Below are 15,476 nucleotides of genomic sequence, written 5' to 3'. Positions count from 1 at the left end.
CTACACTCGGCCGGATGAAGACCAACGCGGCGATTCTGTGGGAGTACGGCGGCGACTGGACCGTGGAGGAGATCGATCTCGATCCGCCCGGCGACGGCGAGGTGCTGGTGTCCTGGGAGGCCACCGGACTGTGCCACTCCGACGAACACATCCGCACCGGTGACCTGCCCGCCCCGCTGCCGCTGATCGGGGGCCACGAGGGTGCCGGGATCGTGCGCGAGGTCGGGGCCGGCGTCGTCGGGCTCGCACCCGGCGATCACGTCGTCGCCTCGTTCCTGCCGGCCTGCGGACGTTGCCGGTTCTGCTCGACGGGCCACCAGAACCTCTGCGACCTCGGTGCGATGATCATGGCGGGCACCCAGCTCGACGGCACCTACCGGCGCCGCGCACGGGACCAGAACATCGGCGTGATGGCCCTGGTCGGCACCTTCTCCCAATACGGCACCGTGCCCGAGGCGTCCATCGTCAAGATCGATGACGACATTCCGCTGTCACGGGCCTGCCTGCTGGGCTGCGGTGTCACCACCGGCTGGGGTTCGGCGGTCAACACCGCCGACGTCGCACCCGGAGACACCGTCGTCGTCATCGGGCTCGGCGGGATCGGCAGCGGCGCGGTACAGGGCGCCCGACTGGCCGGCGCCGAGAAGATCATCGTCATCGAGCCGGTGGAAGCCAAGCGGGACTTGGCTTTCCGATTCGGAGCCACCCACTTCGCCACCTCACTGCCCGAAGCAACCGCTCTGGTCGCCGAGCTGACCCGCGGGGTGATGGCGGATTCGGCCATCCTCACCGTCGGCCTGCTGGAGGGTGCGATGCTCGAGGACGCCGCCAACATCATCCGCAAGGGCGGTGCGGTCGTCATGACCGCCCTGTCCACGATGGCCGACAACTCCCCCACCCTCGGGCTGATGATGTTCACGCTGTTCCAGAAGCGGTTGCTGGGCAGCCTCTACGGCGAGGCCAACCCGCGCGCGGACATCCCCCGGCTGCTGTCGCTGTACCGGGAGGGCAAGCTGCTGCTCGACGAGACCGTCACCCACGAGTACAAGCTCGCCGAGGTCAACGAGGGGTACCAGGACATGCGCGACGGACGCAATATCCGCGGGGTGATCCTGCACGACCACTGACGGGCTCAGTGCATGTCGACCAACGGCTGACCGACCGGGATGACGTAGGTGGACAGCATCAGTGTGCGTACCTGCCCCACGTTGACCGCATCGTGGATCACGCCGGCCGGGATGAGGAACGGATCCCCGGTGTGCACGTACTGCGTGGGCCTGTCGTCGAACCGGAACTCGATGTCGCCGGCCACGATGTAGCCCACCTCCGGGCCCGGGTGCGAGTGCCGGCCGGACCGGGTACCCACCGGGATCTCGGTGCGGGTCTGCACGATCTCGAATGCCGGGTCCGGCGCGGGCAATCGCTGCAACTCGGTACGGGTGACTCCCGCCGTCGGTTCGTTGTCGGCCCGGGCGACGCCGACTTCCAGGGCGCAGGCCGTGCCGGTGACCACGGCGAGGGCGGCCACAGCGGCGAGACGCGTCAGTGATTTCTTCATGTGTCCATCACAACAGCGACCGTCGATCCCGTCCAACGATGACTTTTGATCACTCCCATCGATGGCATCGATGACTTGTGGCTCCAGCGGCAACATCCCCGAAACGTGCAGGACACCGGAAAACAGCGAAGCTGCCCGATCCTGTTCCCATGTCGGCACCCACCAAGAGCCAGCGCAAGCGCGTGCACCCCGTTGACGAGGTGCTTCCCCTTCCGAAGCTGGCCGCCTACGGCTTCCAGCACGTCGTCGCGTTCTACGCGGGTGCGGTGCTGGTGCCGATCCTGATCGCCAACGCTCTGGGGCTGTCCGGCGAAGAGCTCGTCATGCTCATCACCGCCGACCTGTTCACCTGCGGTGTCGCCTCGATCATCCAAGCGGTCGGGTTCAAGAACGTCGGGGTGCGGCTACCGCTGCTGCAGGGCGTGACGTTCGCGGGCGTCGCCCCCATCATCGCGATCGGGCTGGCGCACGGTGGCGGGACGGCGAGCCTGCTCTACGTGTACGGCGCGGTGATCGTCGCCGGTGTCTTCACCTTCCTGATCGCACCCGTCTTCGTCCGGCTGCTCAAATTCTTCCCGCCCGTGGTGACCGGCACGCTGATCACCATCATCGGCCTGTGTCTGGTGCCCATCGGCGCGCTGGACGCGGTCACCAACCCGGCCACCCACGAACCCGATCCCACCAACCTGCGCTGGGTGCTCTACGCGCTGGGCACCATCGCCGTGATCGTCGCAATCCAGCGGATCTTCCGCGGGTTCATGTCCACCATCGCCGTGTTGCTGGGTCTGATCGTGGGCTGCGCGGTGGCGTTCGCATTGGGCGACATGAACTTCGACCGGGTCGGCGCGGCCTCGCTGTTCGGCTTCACACCGCCGTTCGTGTTCGGCATGCCCAAGTTCGACGTCGTCGCGATCATCACGATGATCATCGTGATGATGATCATCGCGGTGGAGTCGACCGGCAGCACCCTGGCCACCGGCGAGATCGTCGGCAAGCGGGTCCGCCCCTCCGATATCGGCAACGTGCTGCGCGCCGACGGTGTCGCCACCACCATCGGCGGCATCTTCAACTCGTTCCCTTACACCGCGTTCTCCGAGAACGTCGGCCTGGTGCGGCTCACCGGGGTGAAGAGCCGCTGGGTGGTCGCCGCGGCCGGCGTCATCATGATCGTGCTGGGCTTCCTGCCCAAGGTGGCCGCCATCGTGGCGTCCATCCCTAACCCGGTGCTCGGCGGCGCGGCGCTGGTGCTGTTCGCCACCGTCGCCGTCGTCGGTATCCAGACGCTGGGCAAGGTCGACTTCACCGACCACCGCAACGTCATCATCGTGACCACCAGCCTGGCGCTGGCCCTGCTGGTGACGTCATACCCGGGCATCTCCTCGGCACTGCCCGCGGGACTGGACATCCTGTTCGGCAGCGGTATCAGCACCGGCGCCATCACCGCGATCGTGCTCAACATCGTCTTCTTCCACATCGGCAAGAAGGGGCCCCGGGTCGCCGGCGGCGGCTCGATCTCCCTCGACGAGGTCAACACGATGACGAAGGATCGTTTCGCCGAGGTCTTCGGGCACGTCGTGCAGGACGTCACGTGGGCCGCCGAACGCGCCTACGAGCAGCGGCCGTTCACCGACACCACCGCGCTGCGGGAGGCCTTCCAGGACGCAGTGCTGACCGGCACCACCGAGCAGCAGGAGGAACTGCTCAACGCCTTCCACGATCTGGGTGCCGAGGACGAGACCGGTCAGGTGCTGGCGGTCGACCATGTGGCGCTGAGCAATCTCGACGAGGACGACCACCAGGACGTGGTCGGACTGGCCGCCGCCTATCGCGAACACTTCGGTTTCCCGCTGATCATCTGCGCACGGGAGACCGAACGCTTCGATAGGGTGCTGCGCAACGGTTGGTCGCGGATCGACAACTCCGCGGCGACCGAGAAGGCCTACGCGCTGATCGAGGTGGCCAAGATCGCAAACTACCGCTTCACCGATCTGGTCGCCGACGCCAATCCCATTGCCGCGGCGCGGTTCGGCAGGCTCAACGAACTCTCGTGAAAGCGATCGGACTGGAGGATTTCAACGCGCTGTCCGACCGGCAACGAATGCACCTGCTGTTCGAGGTGTGCTCCTCGACGATCTGGGCGCGACGGGTGGTGGCGGGTTCACCGTTCCGGGACGCCGAGGCGCTCTACGACCGGGCCGACCGGGTGCTCGCCGAGCTACCCGATGCCGAGATCGACGCCGCCCTGGACGGCCACCCCCGTATCGGGGCTTCGGTCTCGGCGGCGCACAGTCCGTCGTCGGCTCGCGAGCAGGCCCGGGTCGCCGACGCCGGCGATGCGGTGAAAGCCGCACTGGCCGCGAAGAACCGGGAGTACGAGGACAGGTTCGGCTACGTCTACCTGGTGTGCGCCAGCGGACGTTCCGCCGACGAACTGCTGGCCATCCTGACCGACCGCCTCGACAACGACCCGGAGACCGAGCGCCGGGTGATGCGCAACGAACTGGCCAAGATCAACAGGCTGCGCCTGGAGCGCCTGCTGAGCGAACCGACATGATAGGCAGCATGACCCTTTCCACGCATGTCCTCGACGCCACCACCGGCAGGCCCGCCGTCGGTGTCGTGGTCACCCTCACCGCCGCGGGCACCGCGGTCGCCGACGGCCTCACCGATGCCGACGGCCGCATCGCCGGGCTCGGCGAGGATCTGGCCGCCGGCGTGTACCGGCTGCATTTCGACACCGGCGCCTACTTCGCCGCCGAGGGCATCAACGGTTTCTACCCGGAGGTCGTGATCGCCTTCGAGATCACCGATCTGACGGGTCACTACCACGTGCCACTGTTGCTGTCCCCGTACTCCTACTCCACCTACCGAGGGAGCTGAACGTGAAGGTCGTGATCATCGGGGCAGGCATGGGCGGGATGAGTGCCGCCATCGCCCTGCGCCAGATCGGCATCGAGACCGCGGTCTACGAGCGGGTCACCGAGAACAAGCCGGTCGGCGCCGCCATCTCGGTGTGGTCCAACGGCGTCAAATGCCTCAATTACCTTGGCCTGCAGGAGGAGACGGCGCAGCTGGGCGGCATCGTCGAGACCATGAGTTATGTCGACGCGCACACCGGCGAGACCATGTGCCGGTTCTCCATGCAGCCGCTGATCGACGAGGTGGGGCAGCGCCCGTACCCCATCGCGCGCGCCGAACTGCAGTCGATGCTGATGCAGGCCTACGGCATGGATGACATCAACTTCGGCATGAAGATGATCAGCGTCACCGACGGTCCCGAATCCGCGACGGCAACTTTCGCCGACGGCACCACCGTGACCGCCGACGTGATCATCGGCGCCGACGGCGCCAGTTCGATCACCCGCGAGTATGTGCTCGGCGGGCCGGTGACCCGCCGTTACGCGGGCTACGTCAACTACAACGGGCTGGTCGACACCGATGACAGGATCGGGCCTGCCACCGAATGGACGACGTATGTCGGTGAGGGCAAACGTGTCTCGGTGATGCCGGTCGCCGGCGGGCGCTTCTACTTCTTCTTCGACGTCGTCGAACCCGAGGGGACCCCCTACGAGAGAGGGACCGCCCGGGAGGTGTTGCGCGGTCACTTCGCGGACTGGGCTCCCGGGGTGCAGACCCTCATCGACAAGCTGGACCCGCAGACCACCAACCGGGTGGAGATCCTGGATCTGGATCCCTTCCACACCTGGGTCAAGGGCCGGGTCGCCGTGCTCGGCGACGCGGCGCACAACACCACACCCGATATCGGGCAGGGTGGCTGCTCGGCCATGGAGGACGCGATCGAACTGCAGTGGGCGTTCAAGGATCACGCGGGCGATGTGCACGCCGCGCTGGCCGCGTATCAGGCCGCCCGCACCGAACGGGCCGGCGAACTGGTGCTGCGGGCCCGCAAACGCTGTGACGTCACCCACGCCAAGGATCCGCAGGTCACCGCGCAGTGGTACGACGAGCTGCGAAAAGAGGACGGCACCAACGTCATCCGCGGGATCGTCGGCAACATTCTCGGCGGGCCGCTCACGCCGGCGCTGTGACCCGGCGGCCCCGTACGTAGACACCGTCGATGGCGTCCTCACGCATGCTCATCAGCAGGGTGAACAGCAGGCGGTCGGCGTCCTCGGGATCGATCCGCGCCAGCAGCTCGGGCAGCAGCGCCTGTCGTTGCGGATCGATCACCACGAAATCGGCTTCCTTACCGGCGTCCAGGTTGCCTACCCGATCCTCCAGATCCAGTGCCCGCGCCCCGGCCAGGGTCGCAGTGAACAGCAGGTCGGCGGGCGGGATCGAGAGCGCCTGTGCCCCAGGCTCGCTGATGTGCACCTTGAAGCAGTCGTTGAGCACCCGGGGGATCAGCCATTCGTCACCGGCGGACACATCGGTACCCAACGCCACCGTGACCCCACTGGCGGTGGTGCGCCGCCACGGCATGGTGCCCGATCCGAGGAACAGCTGTGAGGTCGGGCAGTGCGCGATCGAGCTGCCGGTCTCGGCCAATCGGCCCAGTTCATGGTCCGTGCAGTGCACCGCGTGCGCGAACACACTGCGCCGGCCCAGCAGCGATACCCCACCGCCCGCGCTGCGTCCGTCGTAGGTGTCCAGATAGTGCTGCACACCGTAACCGGCTCGCACCGCGTCGATCTCGCCGATGTTCTCCGACAGATGGGTGTGGAAGTAGACACCGTCGGTCCGGACATCTTCGTAGAGTTCGCCCAGCGCGTGCAGTGTCTGCTCGGTGACCGACAGCGCGAAGCGGGGCACCACCGCGACGTGGGTGAGCTCGTCGGCGCGGTGGTGCCACCGCTCGATCTCGTTGCGGGTGAGTTCGATTGCCTGATCGTCGCCGGTCAGCAGCGGTTCGGCGGCCTGCGGGCCCACCGTCTGGATCCCGCGCCCGGAGATCGTGCGCAGCCCCGCGGCGATCGATTCCTCGAACAAGGCGTCCTGGGCTTCCGGGAAGGCCGACCCGAACACCAGTGCCGTGGTGGTTCCGACGGCGACGCGCCGGCTGCAGAAGTCCCGGGCCACGCCGCGGGCGTACCCGGCGTCGGCCAGCATCGCTTCCGCCGGAAAAACGCAGCGCTGCAACCAGTCCAGCAATTGCCCGCCACCGTAGGAGTCCACACAGTGGGTCTGCGGGAAGTGGATGTGAGTGTCGATGAAACCGGGCAGCAGAAAGCCCGGGCGGCAGTCCACGACCTCAGCGGTCATCTCGGGCAGCCCCCGGAACGCACCGCTGTAGCCGATCGTCCCGGCGTCATCGACGGCCAGCGCACCGTCCGGGACGCTCACCAGATGATCGCGCGCACCATCGAGTCCGGGCGCACCGCCGATGTGGATCAGGTGACCGCGATACACACGCATACCCCCAATTGTCACAGCGTCTGCGCAGCCGTGCAGTTCGGCGGCTTCGGCCTGCACGCGCCCGGATCGGCGACTACGGTCGATAGATGGACCTCAACACCGTCGAGGCGGTGCACATCCCCACCCGCCGCGACGAGGTGTGGCCGCTCGGACCCGCAGACGCCGTGCTCGCCGGCGGCACCTGGCTGTTCTCCGAACCTCAGCCGACGGTGACCCGGCTCGTCGACATCACCGGGCTGGGTTGGCCGTCGGTCACCCTGACTCCGGCCGGGCTGGAACTCGCGGCGACCTGCACCCTCGACGAAGTCGCTTCGCTGTCAACGACGTTGCCCCCGGAATGGGCGGCCGCGCCGTTGTTCCGGCAGTGTTGCACCGCACTGCTCGCGTCGTTCAAGATCTGGCGCACCGCGACCGTCGGCGGCAACATCTGCCTATCGTTCCCGGCCGGTGCGATGATCTCGCTGTGTACGGCACTGGACGCCGAGGTGACCGTCTGGCGGGCCGACGGCACCGAGTACACACTGCCGGTCACCGAGTTCGTCACCGGCGAAGCCACCAATGTGCTGGAGACCGGTGACGTCCTTCGCGCCGTGCATATCCCGGTGGTCGCACTGCGGGCCCGGACCGCGTTCCGCAAGCTTGCCCCGTCCCCGCTCGGCCGGTCCGGTGTGGTGATCATCGGTCGCCGTGACGAGGACGGCCGGTTCGTGCTGTCGGTGACGGCGGCCACGGTGCGGCCCTACGTGTTCGGATTCCCGGCCGCGCCTTCGTCCGAGGATCTGCGGGCCGTGTTGGCCGGGATCCCCGATCAGGATCTGACCCGCGATGCGCACGGCGACCCGGACTGGCGCCGGGCGGTGACGCTGACACTCGCCGAGCAGATCCGGGCCGAGCTGGCATGAAGCTCTCGGTGAACGGCTCCGACTGTGACGCGGACCCGCGTCCCGGCCAGTGTCTGCGCACCTTCCTTCGCGAACACGGTCACTTCGAGGTCAAGAAGGGCTGCGACGCCGGCGACTGCGGGGCGTGCTCGGTACTCGTCGACGGCGCCGCGGTGCATTCCTGCGTGTTTCCGGCCTTCCGGGCCGGGGGACGGACGGTGACGACGGTGGCCGGCCTGGGCACTCCCGACGACCTGCACCCCGTGCAACGCCGCTTCGTGGAGGCCGCCGGATTCCAGTGCGGCTTCTGCACCGCCGGGATGGTCACCACCGCAACCACATTGACCCCGGAGCAGATGTCGGATCTGCCCGAACAGCTCAAGGGCAACCTGTGCCGATGTACCGGCTACCGGGCGATCACCGACGCGCTGTCCGGGGTGGTCAACATCGACAAGTCCGATGTCCACGATGCGGGCCGGTCCATCGGCGCCCCGGCGGGCGTGCGCGTGGTCACCGGCACCGAGGAATACACCATGGACGACGCGCCCGTGGGGCTGCTGCACCTGGCCGTGCTGGCGAGCCCGCTGGCCCACGCACGCATCCGGTCGATCGACACCTCGGCGGCCGAGGCCATGCCGGGGGTGCGGCTGGTCCTGACCCACCGGGACAGCCCGCCGGTGCTGTTCTCCACGGCCCGTCACGAGCTGCGCGACGACGACCCCGATGACACCGCCATCCTGGACGACACCGTGCGGTTCGTCGGCCAGCGCGTCGCGGCGGTGGTGGCCGAACGCTACGACATCGCCGAAAATGCCTGCCGGGCAATTCTTGTCGACTACGAGGAACTGCCCGCGGTGTTCGATCCCGACGCCGCGGGCCGCACGGGTGCGCCGCTGCTGCACGCCGACAAGCGGTCCGGCTCGCGCATCGCCGATCCGCACCGCAATCTGGTGGCCGAACTGCACGGCGAGGTGGGCGATGTCGCGGCCGGGATCGCTGCCGCCGAGGCCTCCGGCGGAGCCGTGGTGCGCGGACGCTGGCAGACCCAGCGGGTACAGCACGTCCACCTCGAGACGCACGGCTGCACCGGATGGCGCGACGACTCCGGCAAGCTGGTGATCCGCACCAGCACGCAGGTGCCCTTCCTGGTCCGAAACGAGTTGTGCCACATCTTCGGTCTCGATGCCGACGAGGTACAGGTGTTCACCAAACGGCTGGGCGGCGGGTTCGGCGGCAAGCAGGAAATGCTCACCGAGGACCTGGTCGCCCTGGCGGTGCTGCGCCTGGGAGCGCCGGTGCGCTACGAGTTCCACCGCAGCGACCAGTTCACCGTGGCGCCCTGCCGGCACCCGTTCCGCGTCGATGTCACCGTGGCCGCCGACGGCGGCGGGGCGCTCACCGCGCTGGCCATCGACGTCCTCGTCGACGCCGGGGCCTACGGCAACCACAGCCCGGGGGTCATGTTCCATGGCTGCGGTGAATCCGTTGCGGTGTACCGCAGCCCGAACAAGCGCGTCGACGCCCGGTCCGTCTACACCAACAACCTGCCCTCGGGCGCGTTCCGCGGGTATGGGCTCGGCCAGGTCATGTTCGCCATCGAGTCCGCCATGGACCAGCTCGCCGACCGGCTCGGCGTCGACCCCTTCGAGTTCCGGCGGCGAAATGTCATCGTGCCTGGCGACAGTTTCGTGGATTCCCATGTGCTCGACGACGATCTGACCTTCGGCAGCTACGGGCTCGACCAGTGCCTCGACCTGGCCGAGGGTGCCCTGCGCGCGGGCAACGGGGTCGCGGCGCCGGCGGGATGGCGGGTCGGCGAGGGAATGGCAGTGGCCATGATCGCCACGATTCCCCCGCGCGGGCATTTCGCCGAGGCGGCGGTATCGGTCGATGCCGAGGGCAGCTACCTGTTGGACGTGGGCACCACGGAGTTCGGCAACGGGACCACCACGGTGCACACCCAGCTGGCCGCCCATGAGCTCAACACCGTCGCCGAGCGGATCGCGATCCGCCAATCGGATACGGCTACAACCGGTTACGACACCGGCGCCTTCGGTTCGGCGGGCACGGTGGTCGCCGGTCGGGCGACTCAACTCGCCGCTCGCGAGCTGCGCCACGCACTGGAGGCCGCCGCCGCCGAGCTGACCGGGGTCTCCCCGGCACTGTGCCGACTGGACCGCAACGGGGTGCAGTGCGGCGAGCAGTTGGTGGACTTCGGGTCGCTGCCGGTGCCGATCACCGGCCGCGGAAAGCATGACGGCACACCGCGTTCGGTGGCCTTCAACGTGCACGCCTTCCGGGTCGCGGTGAACCCGGAGACCGGCGAGGTGTCGATCCTGCAGTCGGTTCAGGCCGCCGACGCCGGTGTGGTGATGAACCCGCAGCAGTGCCGCGGTCAGGTCGAGGGCGGTGTCGCGCAGGCGATCGGGTCGGCACTGTTCGAGGAGATGCAGATCGGCGCCGACGGGACGGTCACCACCCAGACGCTGCGCAACTACCACGTGCCGCAACTGGCGGATGTTCCGGTGACGGAGGTGTATTTCGCCGACACCTACGACGAGCTGGGCCCGCTGGGGGCCAAGTCGATGAGCGAATCACCGTACAACCCGGTCGCCCCCGCCTTGGCGAATGCCATCGCCCGGGCGTGCGGGGCGCGGGTATATCAGCTGCCGATGACGCCGGCCCGGGTGTGGCGTGCGATCAGAGCCGCTCGATGATGGTGACGTTGGCGGTTCCGCCACCCTCACACATGGTCTGCAGCCCGTAGCGACCGCCGGTGCGCTCCAACGTGTTCAGCATGGTGGCGAACAGCTTTGCACCGGTCGCGCCCAGCGGATGCCCCAGGGCGATGGCGCCGCCGCTGGGGTTGACCTTTGCCGGGTCGGCGCCGGTCTCCTTGAGCCAGGCCTGCACCACCGGGGCGAAAGCCTCGTTGATCTCGACGGTGTCGATATCGCTGATCGACAGGCCGGTCTTCTCCAGCGCGTAATGGGTGGCCGGAATGGGACCGGTCAGCATGTACACCGGGTCGGCGCCACGGGCGCTGATGTGGTGGATGCGGGCGCGCGGCGTGAGACCGTGGGTCTTGACGGCGCCCTCGGAGGCGAGCAGTACGGCACTGGCGCCGTCGGAGATCTGGCTGGCCATCGCGGCGGTCAGTCGTCCGCCCTCGACCAGGGTCTTGAGCCCGGCCATCTTCTCCAGCGTGGTCTCCCGCGGCCCCTCGTCGATGGTGAATCCGTCCACCGGGATGATCTCGTTCTCGAAGTAGCCGGCCCGGATCGCTTCCTGGGCGCGCTGGTGGCTGGTCAGCGCGAACTGCTCCATGTCCTCGCGGGACAGGTTCCACTTCTCGGCGATCATCTCCGACCCACGGAACTGGGAGATCTCCTGATCGCCGTAGCGGTGCAGCCAGCTCTTGGACTCATTGGTCGGCGAGGTGAAGCCGAACTGCTCGCCGACGATCATCGCCGAGCTGATCGGGATCTGGCTCATGTTCTGCATACCGCCGGCCACGATCACATCGGCCGTGCCGGACATGATCGCCTGCGCGCCGAAGGAGATGGCCTGCTGGCTGGAGCCGCACTGGCGGTCCACGGTGACACCGGGAACCTCTTCGGGGAAGCCGGCGGCCAGCCACGACAGCCGGGCGATGTTGCCTGCCTGCCCGCCGATGGCGTCCACGCAGCCGGCGATGACATCGTCGACCGCACCCGGGTCCAGATCGGTGCGCTCGAACAGTCCACGCCAGGCGGCGGCGCCGAGATCGACCGGATGCAGACCGCTCAGCGAGCCGTTGCGCTTGCCGACCGCGGTACGAACGGCATCAATGACGTACGCCTCAGCCATCAGGGTGTCTCCTTCTGATCGGTTTGGGTTATGCCACCGAGCACGATGGCCAGATATTGGCGGCCGACTTCCTCGGCCGTGAGGGGCCCGCCCGGCTGGTACCACCGGACCGACACCCAGGTGGTGTCACGGATGAAGCGATAGACCAGGTCGACATCGAGGTCGGGCCGGAACGAGCCGTCCGCGATGCCCTCGTGCAGCAGGTCCACCCACATCTTGCGCTGCTCGCGGTTGCGGTCGTCGACGAACGCGAACTGCGGAAGCGCGGAGAGCCGCTTGGCCTCGTCCTGGTAGATGACCACCTGTGCGTGACGGTGCTCGATCGCCTCGAAGGACGCCATGAACAGGCCCTTCACCCGGTCCAGCGGGGTGGACTCGCCGGCGACGATCTCCTGGTAGCGCTCGAACAGCCAGTCCAGGAAGTCCTTGAGGACCTCTTCGACCATCTGCTCTTTGGACTTGAAGTGGTGATAGAGGCTGCCCGACAGAATGCCCGCCGAGTCCGCGATATCGCGGACCGTGGTGGACTTGAGGCCACGCTCGGCGAACATCGTCGCGGCGAGCGTGAGGAGCTCGTCACGGCGGCTGGCCGGCTGTGTCATCTCCACAGCGTATCAACCAAGCGCTTGCTAGGTAAGCGGTGGCGGGGTGACGTCTGTCGCGATAGGCAACATTTTCTCTTTTTGAGTCCTCTTGGGGCCTGGCCAATTTGTCCTCCGGTAGACATGGCCTGTGAACGATGAGCGCAACGCATCGCCTGGACTCTGGGTTCGGCTATCGCGTCGAGCCAAGATCGTCGTCGTCGTGGACCTCCTCGTGCTGATCGTGATCATCGCCGTTGGATTCGTGCTTTTGATTCCTTCCCAGCCGAGCTCTCGCACCCAAAGCGAGGCGGTGCCGCCGACAACTACTTCGCCAAGATCGACAATCCCAGCGCTCGAGTCCTCTCAGGGATTGACATGGATTGTGGCGGCTTGTGGCGGCCCGGTTCTCATCAAAGACCTCCCAGAGGCGCCCCTGCCCAGGGCAAGCGAGTCCGGCATCTGCCTCGCACAACCGGCAGGCGTCCCGATAGCGATCGGCGTTTATGACGACGACACACTCCTGGAAACCGACATTGCTGACGAGAGAGGGAACACCGTTCACGCCACGAAGACCGACAACAACGATCACATCTGGTTGTTTCTCATCGAGGGCCATGACGCAGCGCCCCTTGAATCCCTTCAGAGGTACGGGTTCAGTCTGAAGTAAGCGAAAAACTGGCGTATTAACGCGCATTCACTGTCCGATAGAATTCTCGGCATCACCGCAGGGGAGGCAAAAATGATCGTGGATGCCGAGCTGCTACGAATGGGCGCAGCGTTTTCCGATAGCGCAGGAGCGATCGCGAAGCGTGGCGCGGATCAGCTCGCAGCGACGTCAATATCGGCGGGTGTGTTCGGGGACYTCGAAGCCGCAGACAATTTTCTTGGCGCATTACGGCAGACCCACGAAGCACGCCTCACCTCGATGCAAGCACACCATCGAGGACTGTGCGCTCTTGCAGAGAAAGCCAACCTTGGCGCCAAGAGCTTTTCGGATCAGGACGACGCCAGTGAGTCTGGCCTACATTCGGCTGGCCACGCCATCGGCTGACCTAGAATGACGGCCGAATTCCGACATCTTGATGCCGAAGAACTGACTGCGAACGCGGGTGGTGATCCCTGGCAACTCCACCGCACGGTGCAGAGTGGATCTCCGGGTGAAATCGACGAACTCGCGACCGCCTTCCGCGCGGCAGGTGTCTGTACAAGCGAGACAACCGAAGAATTCCTTGCTGCCAAGCAGCGATTCCAAGCCGCGTGGGACCGCCAGGACGGTGGCGACCACCCTATAAACGACTCCGCAGAGGTCCGGCGCGCCACCGAGTCACTCCATGTCAACCGTGAGCAACTCGATCGTATCGCCGTCGACTTACAGAACATCTCGGCCACGCTGGCCGAAGCGCAGCGAAGTGGAGCAATTTCGGTCTCCAACCTCGAGGCAGCCTTGAAAGCGATCGACAACCAGATCGACCGCGAGATCGCTGTCGCCGCCACTCACGGCCAGCAAGTAGACGTCTCCGAACTGAAGCAAGCGGCGGTTGACAGAACGCGTCGGGCACTCGAGGAGATGAATGCGATTCGCGATGCCTACGCCGGCCAGCTGGACAAGTCCCGCCTGGAGATGGCAGCCGACGGCTACACGCCTGACGCGGTCAATGACAATGTGGGCCAAAGCGAAGCGCGTTCGACCGAAGAAGCACACGCTGACGCTGAGCAATATGGCACCGGACAGAGGGCAGCCGACGAAGCTCTCGTCAACTCGACCGGACCATTGACGCCGGAGAAGAAGGCCGCCGCCGCGCGCCTGCGCGATTATGCAACGATCAACGACCCGACAGCCCAACTGGACCAGGTCCGCTATGCCGGTGATCGTCTCGACGACTACCACACAGCCAATGCTCCCGGCCCACTTCCGGTCGACCCTGTCCTGGGCGGAGACATTCGTAGCCAGGCCCGCACACGCCTGGAGCTCCAGCAGAAGCTCGAACAAGGCCTGCTCAACCAGCCCCCTATCCATCCAGACCAAGCCACGGCAATGATTCAACAGAGCGAAGCGGAGGCTCGGTCGCTGGTGATAACACGCGTGCAAGACCAGCTCGAACAAGCTGGAATGTCGCCCGAGGGGGCGACGAAAGCTGCGGAGGGCATGTCGCATGGCGTTATCCCGAAAGAACTCATCGACAGCGCGGCGGCCGCGGGAAAGCCTATGGCCGGAGCTAGCGAGGCATTCGGCCGCACTGCCGACTCGTTGCCGACTGGCAACCACTGGAACKAATCAGTTACGACATACTCTTGGAGCGATGTGGAGGCGCTCAAATCAATTGGCAGCAGGCTGGGCGTTGCCGGCAACCTTGTCGACTTTGGAGTCGGGTTGTACGAAATACAGAATGGCGCACCCGTCGGCCAAGTTCTCGCAAAGACGGGCGGCGGCATGGCAGGCGCATGGGCACTCGGAGCGGTGGGCGCAGAAATCGGTACGGTTGGCGGCCCGCCCGGAGTATTTATCGGAGCTGTAACGCTGGGCACGGTCGGCGCCATTTACGGCGAGGACGCTGGACAGTCCGTCTACAACTGGCTCGCCGGTAAATGATGGTGAATGTAGCTTTCATATCGGCAATAGCGGGACTAGCCGCCATGGGTCTGGCACCGCGCCGAAACATCAAGGCGGGACAATTCGTCTACTGGACGGGCGCATCGGTAACGGCGGTGTCGGCATACTTCGTCGCGCAGCCGCAGGGCTGGAAGTCAGCGTTAGGAGCTTCCGCATTCGCTTGCGCAGCAGCGGTTTTCATCGCCTATGCGTACACGCCATTCTTGAAGATTTCTTTCTACAGCAACACACCACAACCCTATGGCGCTGCGGTTACCGCCAAAAAGTCCTGGTGGCGAGTACTGATCGCGATGCTCATCCTGATGTTCGGAATCGCTTCATACGGTCTCGGTAAGGGCAGCCCGTGGCTGGCCGCTGCAGCCGCCGCAGCCGTCATCCTCGCCGGCGCAATATTTGGCTACCGTGACGCAATCCTCGGCGCAGGAATTGCTTCTGGGCAACGACTTCAGTTGACACTCACCTCGATAGTCACACTGGGCATCTTCGCAATCGCCTACGTCGGCGCATATTTCGTCAGCCGACGGTGGCTGTTGGACAGCGAACGGCACGGGCGCCATGCTGAACCAGGACGCTGAAAAAGAGGTATCCGAGGCACCGAGGAACTCGCCAAACCGACG

15 protein-coding genes are annotated in these 15,476 nt (G+C 66.3%); 11 read left to right on the top strand and 4 right to left on the bottom strand.

Annotated features, from left to right (window positions below):
* The first annotated feature begins 14 nt into the window (after window positions 1–14).
* The gene (locus AC1DTF_RS20540) at window positions 15–1,127 is read left to right on the top strand and encodes an NDMA-dependent alcohol dehydrogenase (protein WP_477475397.1); all 1,113 of its coding nucleotides are present in this window, start codon (window positions 15–17) and stop codon (window positions 1,125–1,127) included.
* 5 nt (window positions 1,128–1,132) lie between these two features.
* On the opposite strand, the gene AC1DTF_RS20535 is transcribed toward AC1DTF_RS20540, so the two are convergent.
* On the bottom strand, window positions 1,133–1,558 hold the full coding sequence (locus AC1DTF_RS20535; protein WP_477475396.1) for a cupin domain-containing protein: 426 nt from the start codon (window positions 1,556–1,558) through the stop codon (window positions 1,133–1,135).
* A 149-nt stretch (window positions 1,559–1,707) separates the two neighbouring features.
* On the opposite strand from AC1DTF_RS20535, the gene AC1DTF_RS20530 reads away from it, so the two are divergent.
* Genes AC1DTF_RS20530 through hpxO form a run of 4 tightly spaced genes read left to right on the top strand, consistent with a single transcriptional unit; the run spans window position 1,708 to window position 5,607 of the window.
* Entirely contained in the window at window positions 1,708–3,609 is a 1,902-nt protein-coding gene (locus tag AC1DTF_RS20530) for a solute carrier family 23 protein (RefSeq protein WP_477475395.1), read from the top strand.
* The gene (uraD, locus tag AC1DTF_RS20525; RefSeq protein WP_477475394.1) at window positions 3,606–4,112 is read left to right on the top strand and encodes a 2-oxo-4-hydroxy-4-carboxy-5-ureidoimidazoline decarboxylase; all 507 of its coding nucleotides are present in this window, start codon (window positions 3,606–3,608) and stop codon (window positions 4,110–4,112) included. The genes AC1DTF_RS20530 and uraD overlap by 4 nt, the downstream gene beginning before the upstream one ends.
* Window positions 4,113–4,120: 8 nt before the next feature.
* Entirely contained in the window at window positions 4,121–4,438 is a 318-nt protein-coding gene (uraH, locus tag AC1DTF_RS20520; protein ID WP_477475393.1) for a hydroxyisourate hydrolase, read from the top strand.
* Window positions 4,439–4,440: 2 nt separating this feature from the next.
* Window positions 4,441–5,607, top strand: coding sequence for an FAD-dependent urate hydroxylase HpxO (hpxO, locus tag AC1DTF_RS20515; protein WP_477475392.1), 1,167 nt, complete (start codon window positions 4,441–4,443; stop codon window positions 5,605–5,607).
* Here hpxO and AC1DTF_RS20510 read toward each other — a convergent pair.
* On the bottom strand, window positions 5,591–6,934 hold the full coding sequence (locus AC1DTF_RS20510) for a guanine deaminase (RefSeq protein ID WP_477475391.1): 1,344 nt from the start codon (window positions 6,932–6,934) through the stop codon (window positions 5,591–5,593). The genes hpxO and AC1DTF_RS20510 overlap by 17 nt on opposite strands.
* Window positions 6,935–7,020: 86 nt before the next feature.
* Between AC1DTF_RS20510 and AC1DTF_RS20505 the strand changes: the two genes are divergently transcribed.
* Window positions 7,021–7,836, top strand: a complete 816-nt coding sequence (locus AC1DTF_RS20505; protein ID WP_477475390.1) for an FAD binding domain-containing protein — start codon at window positions 7,021–7,023, stop codon at window positions 7,834–7,836.
* A complete protein-coding gene (locus tag AC1DTF_RS20500) occupies window positions 7,833–10,532 on the top strand; it encodes a molybdopterin-dependent oxidoreductase (RefSeq protein ID WP_477475389.1) in 2,700 nt (899 codons plus the stop codon). Before AC1DTF_RS20505 ends, AC1DTF_RS20500 begins: the two co-directional genes overlap by 4 nt.
* On the opposite strand, the gene fadA6 is transcribed toward AC1DTF_RS20500, so the two are convergent.
* Both fadA6 and AC1DTF_RS20490 read right to left on the bottom strand, forming a co-directional pair.
* The gene (fadA6, locus tag AC1DTF_RS20495; RefSeq protein WP_057170889.1) at window positions 10,516–11,664 is read right to left on the bottom strand and encodes a steroid 3-ketoacyl-CoA thiolase FadA6; all 1,149 of its coding nucleotides are present in this window, start codon (window positions 11,662–11,664) and stop codon (window positions 10,516–10,518) included. The two genes, AC1DTF_RS20500 and fadA6, sit on opposite strands and share 17 nt — an antisense overlap.
* Window positions 11,664–12,266, bottom strand: a complete 603-nt coding sequence (locus tag AC1DTF_RS20490; protein ID WP_057170964.1) for a TetR/AcrR family transcriptional regulator — start codon at window positions 12,264–12,266, stop codon at window positions 11,664–11,666. The genes fadA6 and AC1DTF_RS20490 overlap by 1 nt, the downstream gene beginning before the upstream one ends.
* Window positions 12,267–12,468: 202 nt before the next feature.
* On the opposite strand from AC1DTF_RS20490, the gene AC1DTF_RS20485 reads away from it, so the two are divergent.
* From AC1DTF_RS20485 to AC1DTF_RS20470, 4 genes are all read left to right on the top strand, one after another.
* Window positions 12,469–12,915 (top strand): hypothetical protein, encoded by a 447-nt coding sequence (locus AC1DTF_RS20485; protein ID WP_477475388.1) that lies wholly within the window; start codon window positions 12,469–12,471, stop codon window positions 12,913–12,915.
* Between the two features lie 72 nt (window positions 12,916–12,987).
* Window positions 12,988–13,299 (top strand): DUF2563 family protein, encoded by a 312-nt coding sequence (locus AC1DTF_RS20480; protein ID WP_477475387.1) that lies wholly within the window; start codon window positions 12,988–12,990, stop codon window positions 13,297–13,299.
* A gap of 6 nt (window positions 13,300–13,305) precedes the next feature.
* The gene (locus AC1DTF_RS20475) at window positions 13,306–14,838 is read left to right on the top strand and encodes a putative alpha/beta hydrolase (RefSeq protein WP_477475386.1); all 1,533 of its coding nucleotides are present in this window, start codon (window positions 13,306–13,308) and stop codon (window positions 14,836–14,838) included.
* 44 nt (window positions 14,839–14,882) lie between these two features.
* Complete coding sequence (locus AC1DTF_RS20470; protein ID WP_477475385.1) at window positions 14,883–15,434, top strand: hypothetical protein; 552 nt, start codon at window positions 14,883–14,885, stop codon at window positions 15,432–15,434.
* Window positions 15,435–15,476 lie beyond the last annotated feature (42 nt).

This window comes from Mycobacterium sp. P4_H6 (assembly GCF_056400845.1).
The sequence above is the reverse complement of the archived record's forward strand: the minus strand, read 5'-3'. Positions and strand labels throughout refer to the sequence as shown.

Excerpts from the sequence above, each read along its gene's own strand:
- AC1DTF_RS20510 (WP_477475391.1), bottom strand. The coding sequence starts at position 6,934 with ATGCGTGTGTATCGCGGTCACCTGATCCACATCGGCGGTGCGCCCGGA.
- AC1DTF_RS20530 (WP_477475395.1), top strand. The coding sequence starts at position 1,708 with ATGTCGGCACCCACCAAGAGCCAGCGCAAGCGCGTGCACCCCGTTGAC.
- AC1DTF_RS20535 (WP_477475396.1), bottom strand. The coding sequence starts at position 1,558 with ATGAAGAAATCACTGACGCGTCTCGCCGCTGTGGCCGCCCTCGCCGTG.
- uraH (WP_477475393.1), top strand. The coding sequence starts at position 4,121 with ATGACCCTTTCCACGCATGTCCTCGACGCCACCACCGGCAGGCCCGCC.
- AC1DTF_RS20470 (WP_477475385.1), top strand. The coding sequence starts at position 14,883 with ATGGGTCTGGCACCGCGCCGAAACATCAAGGCGGGACAATTCGTCTAC.
- AC1DTF_RS20490 (WP_057170964.1), bottom strand. The coding sequence starts at position 12,266 with ATGACACAGCCGGCCAGCCGCCGTGACGAGCTCCTCACGCTCGCCGCG.
- AC1DTF_RS20505 (WP_477475390.1), top strand. The coding sequence starts at position 7,021 with ATGGACCTCAACACCGTCGAGGCGGTGCACATCCCCACCCGCCGCGAC.
- AC1DTF_RS20500 (WP_477475389.1), top strand. The coding sequence starts at position 7,833 with ATGAAGCTCTCGGTGAACGGCTCCGACTGTGACGCGGACCCGCGTCCC.
- AC1DTF_RS20540 (WP_477475397.1), top strand. The coding sequence starts at position 15 with ATGAAGACCAACGCGGCGATTCTGTGGGAGTACGGCGGCGACTGGACC.
- fadA6 (WP_057170889.1), bottom strand. The coding sequence starts at position 11,664 with ATGGCTGAGGCGTACGTCATTGATGCCGTTCGTACCGCGGTCGGCAAG.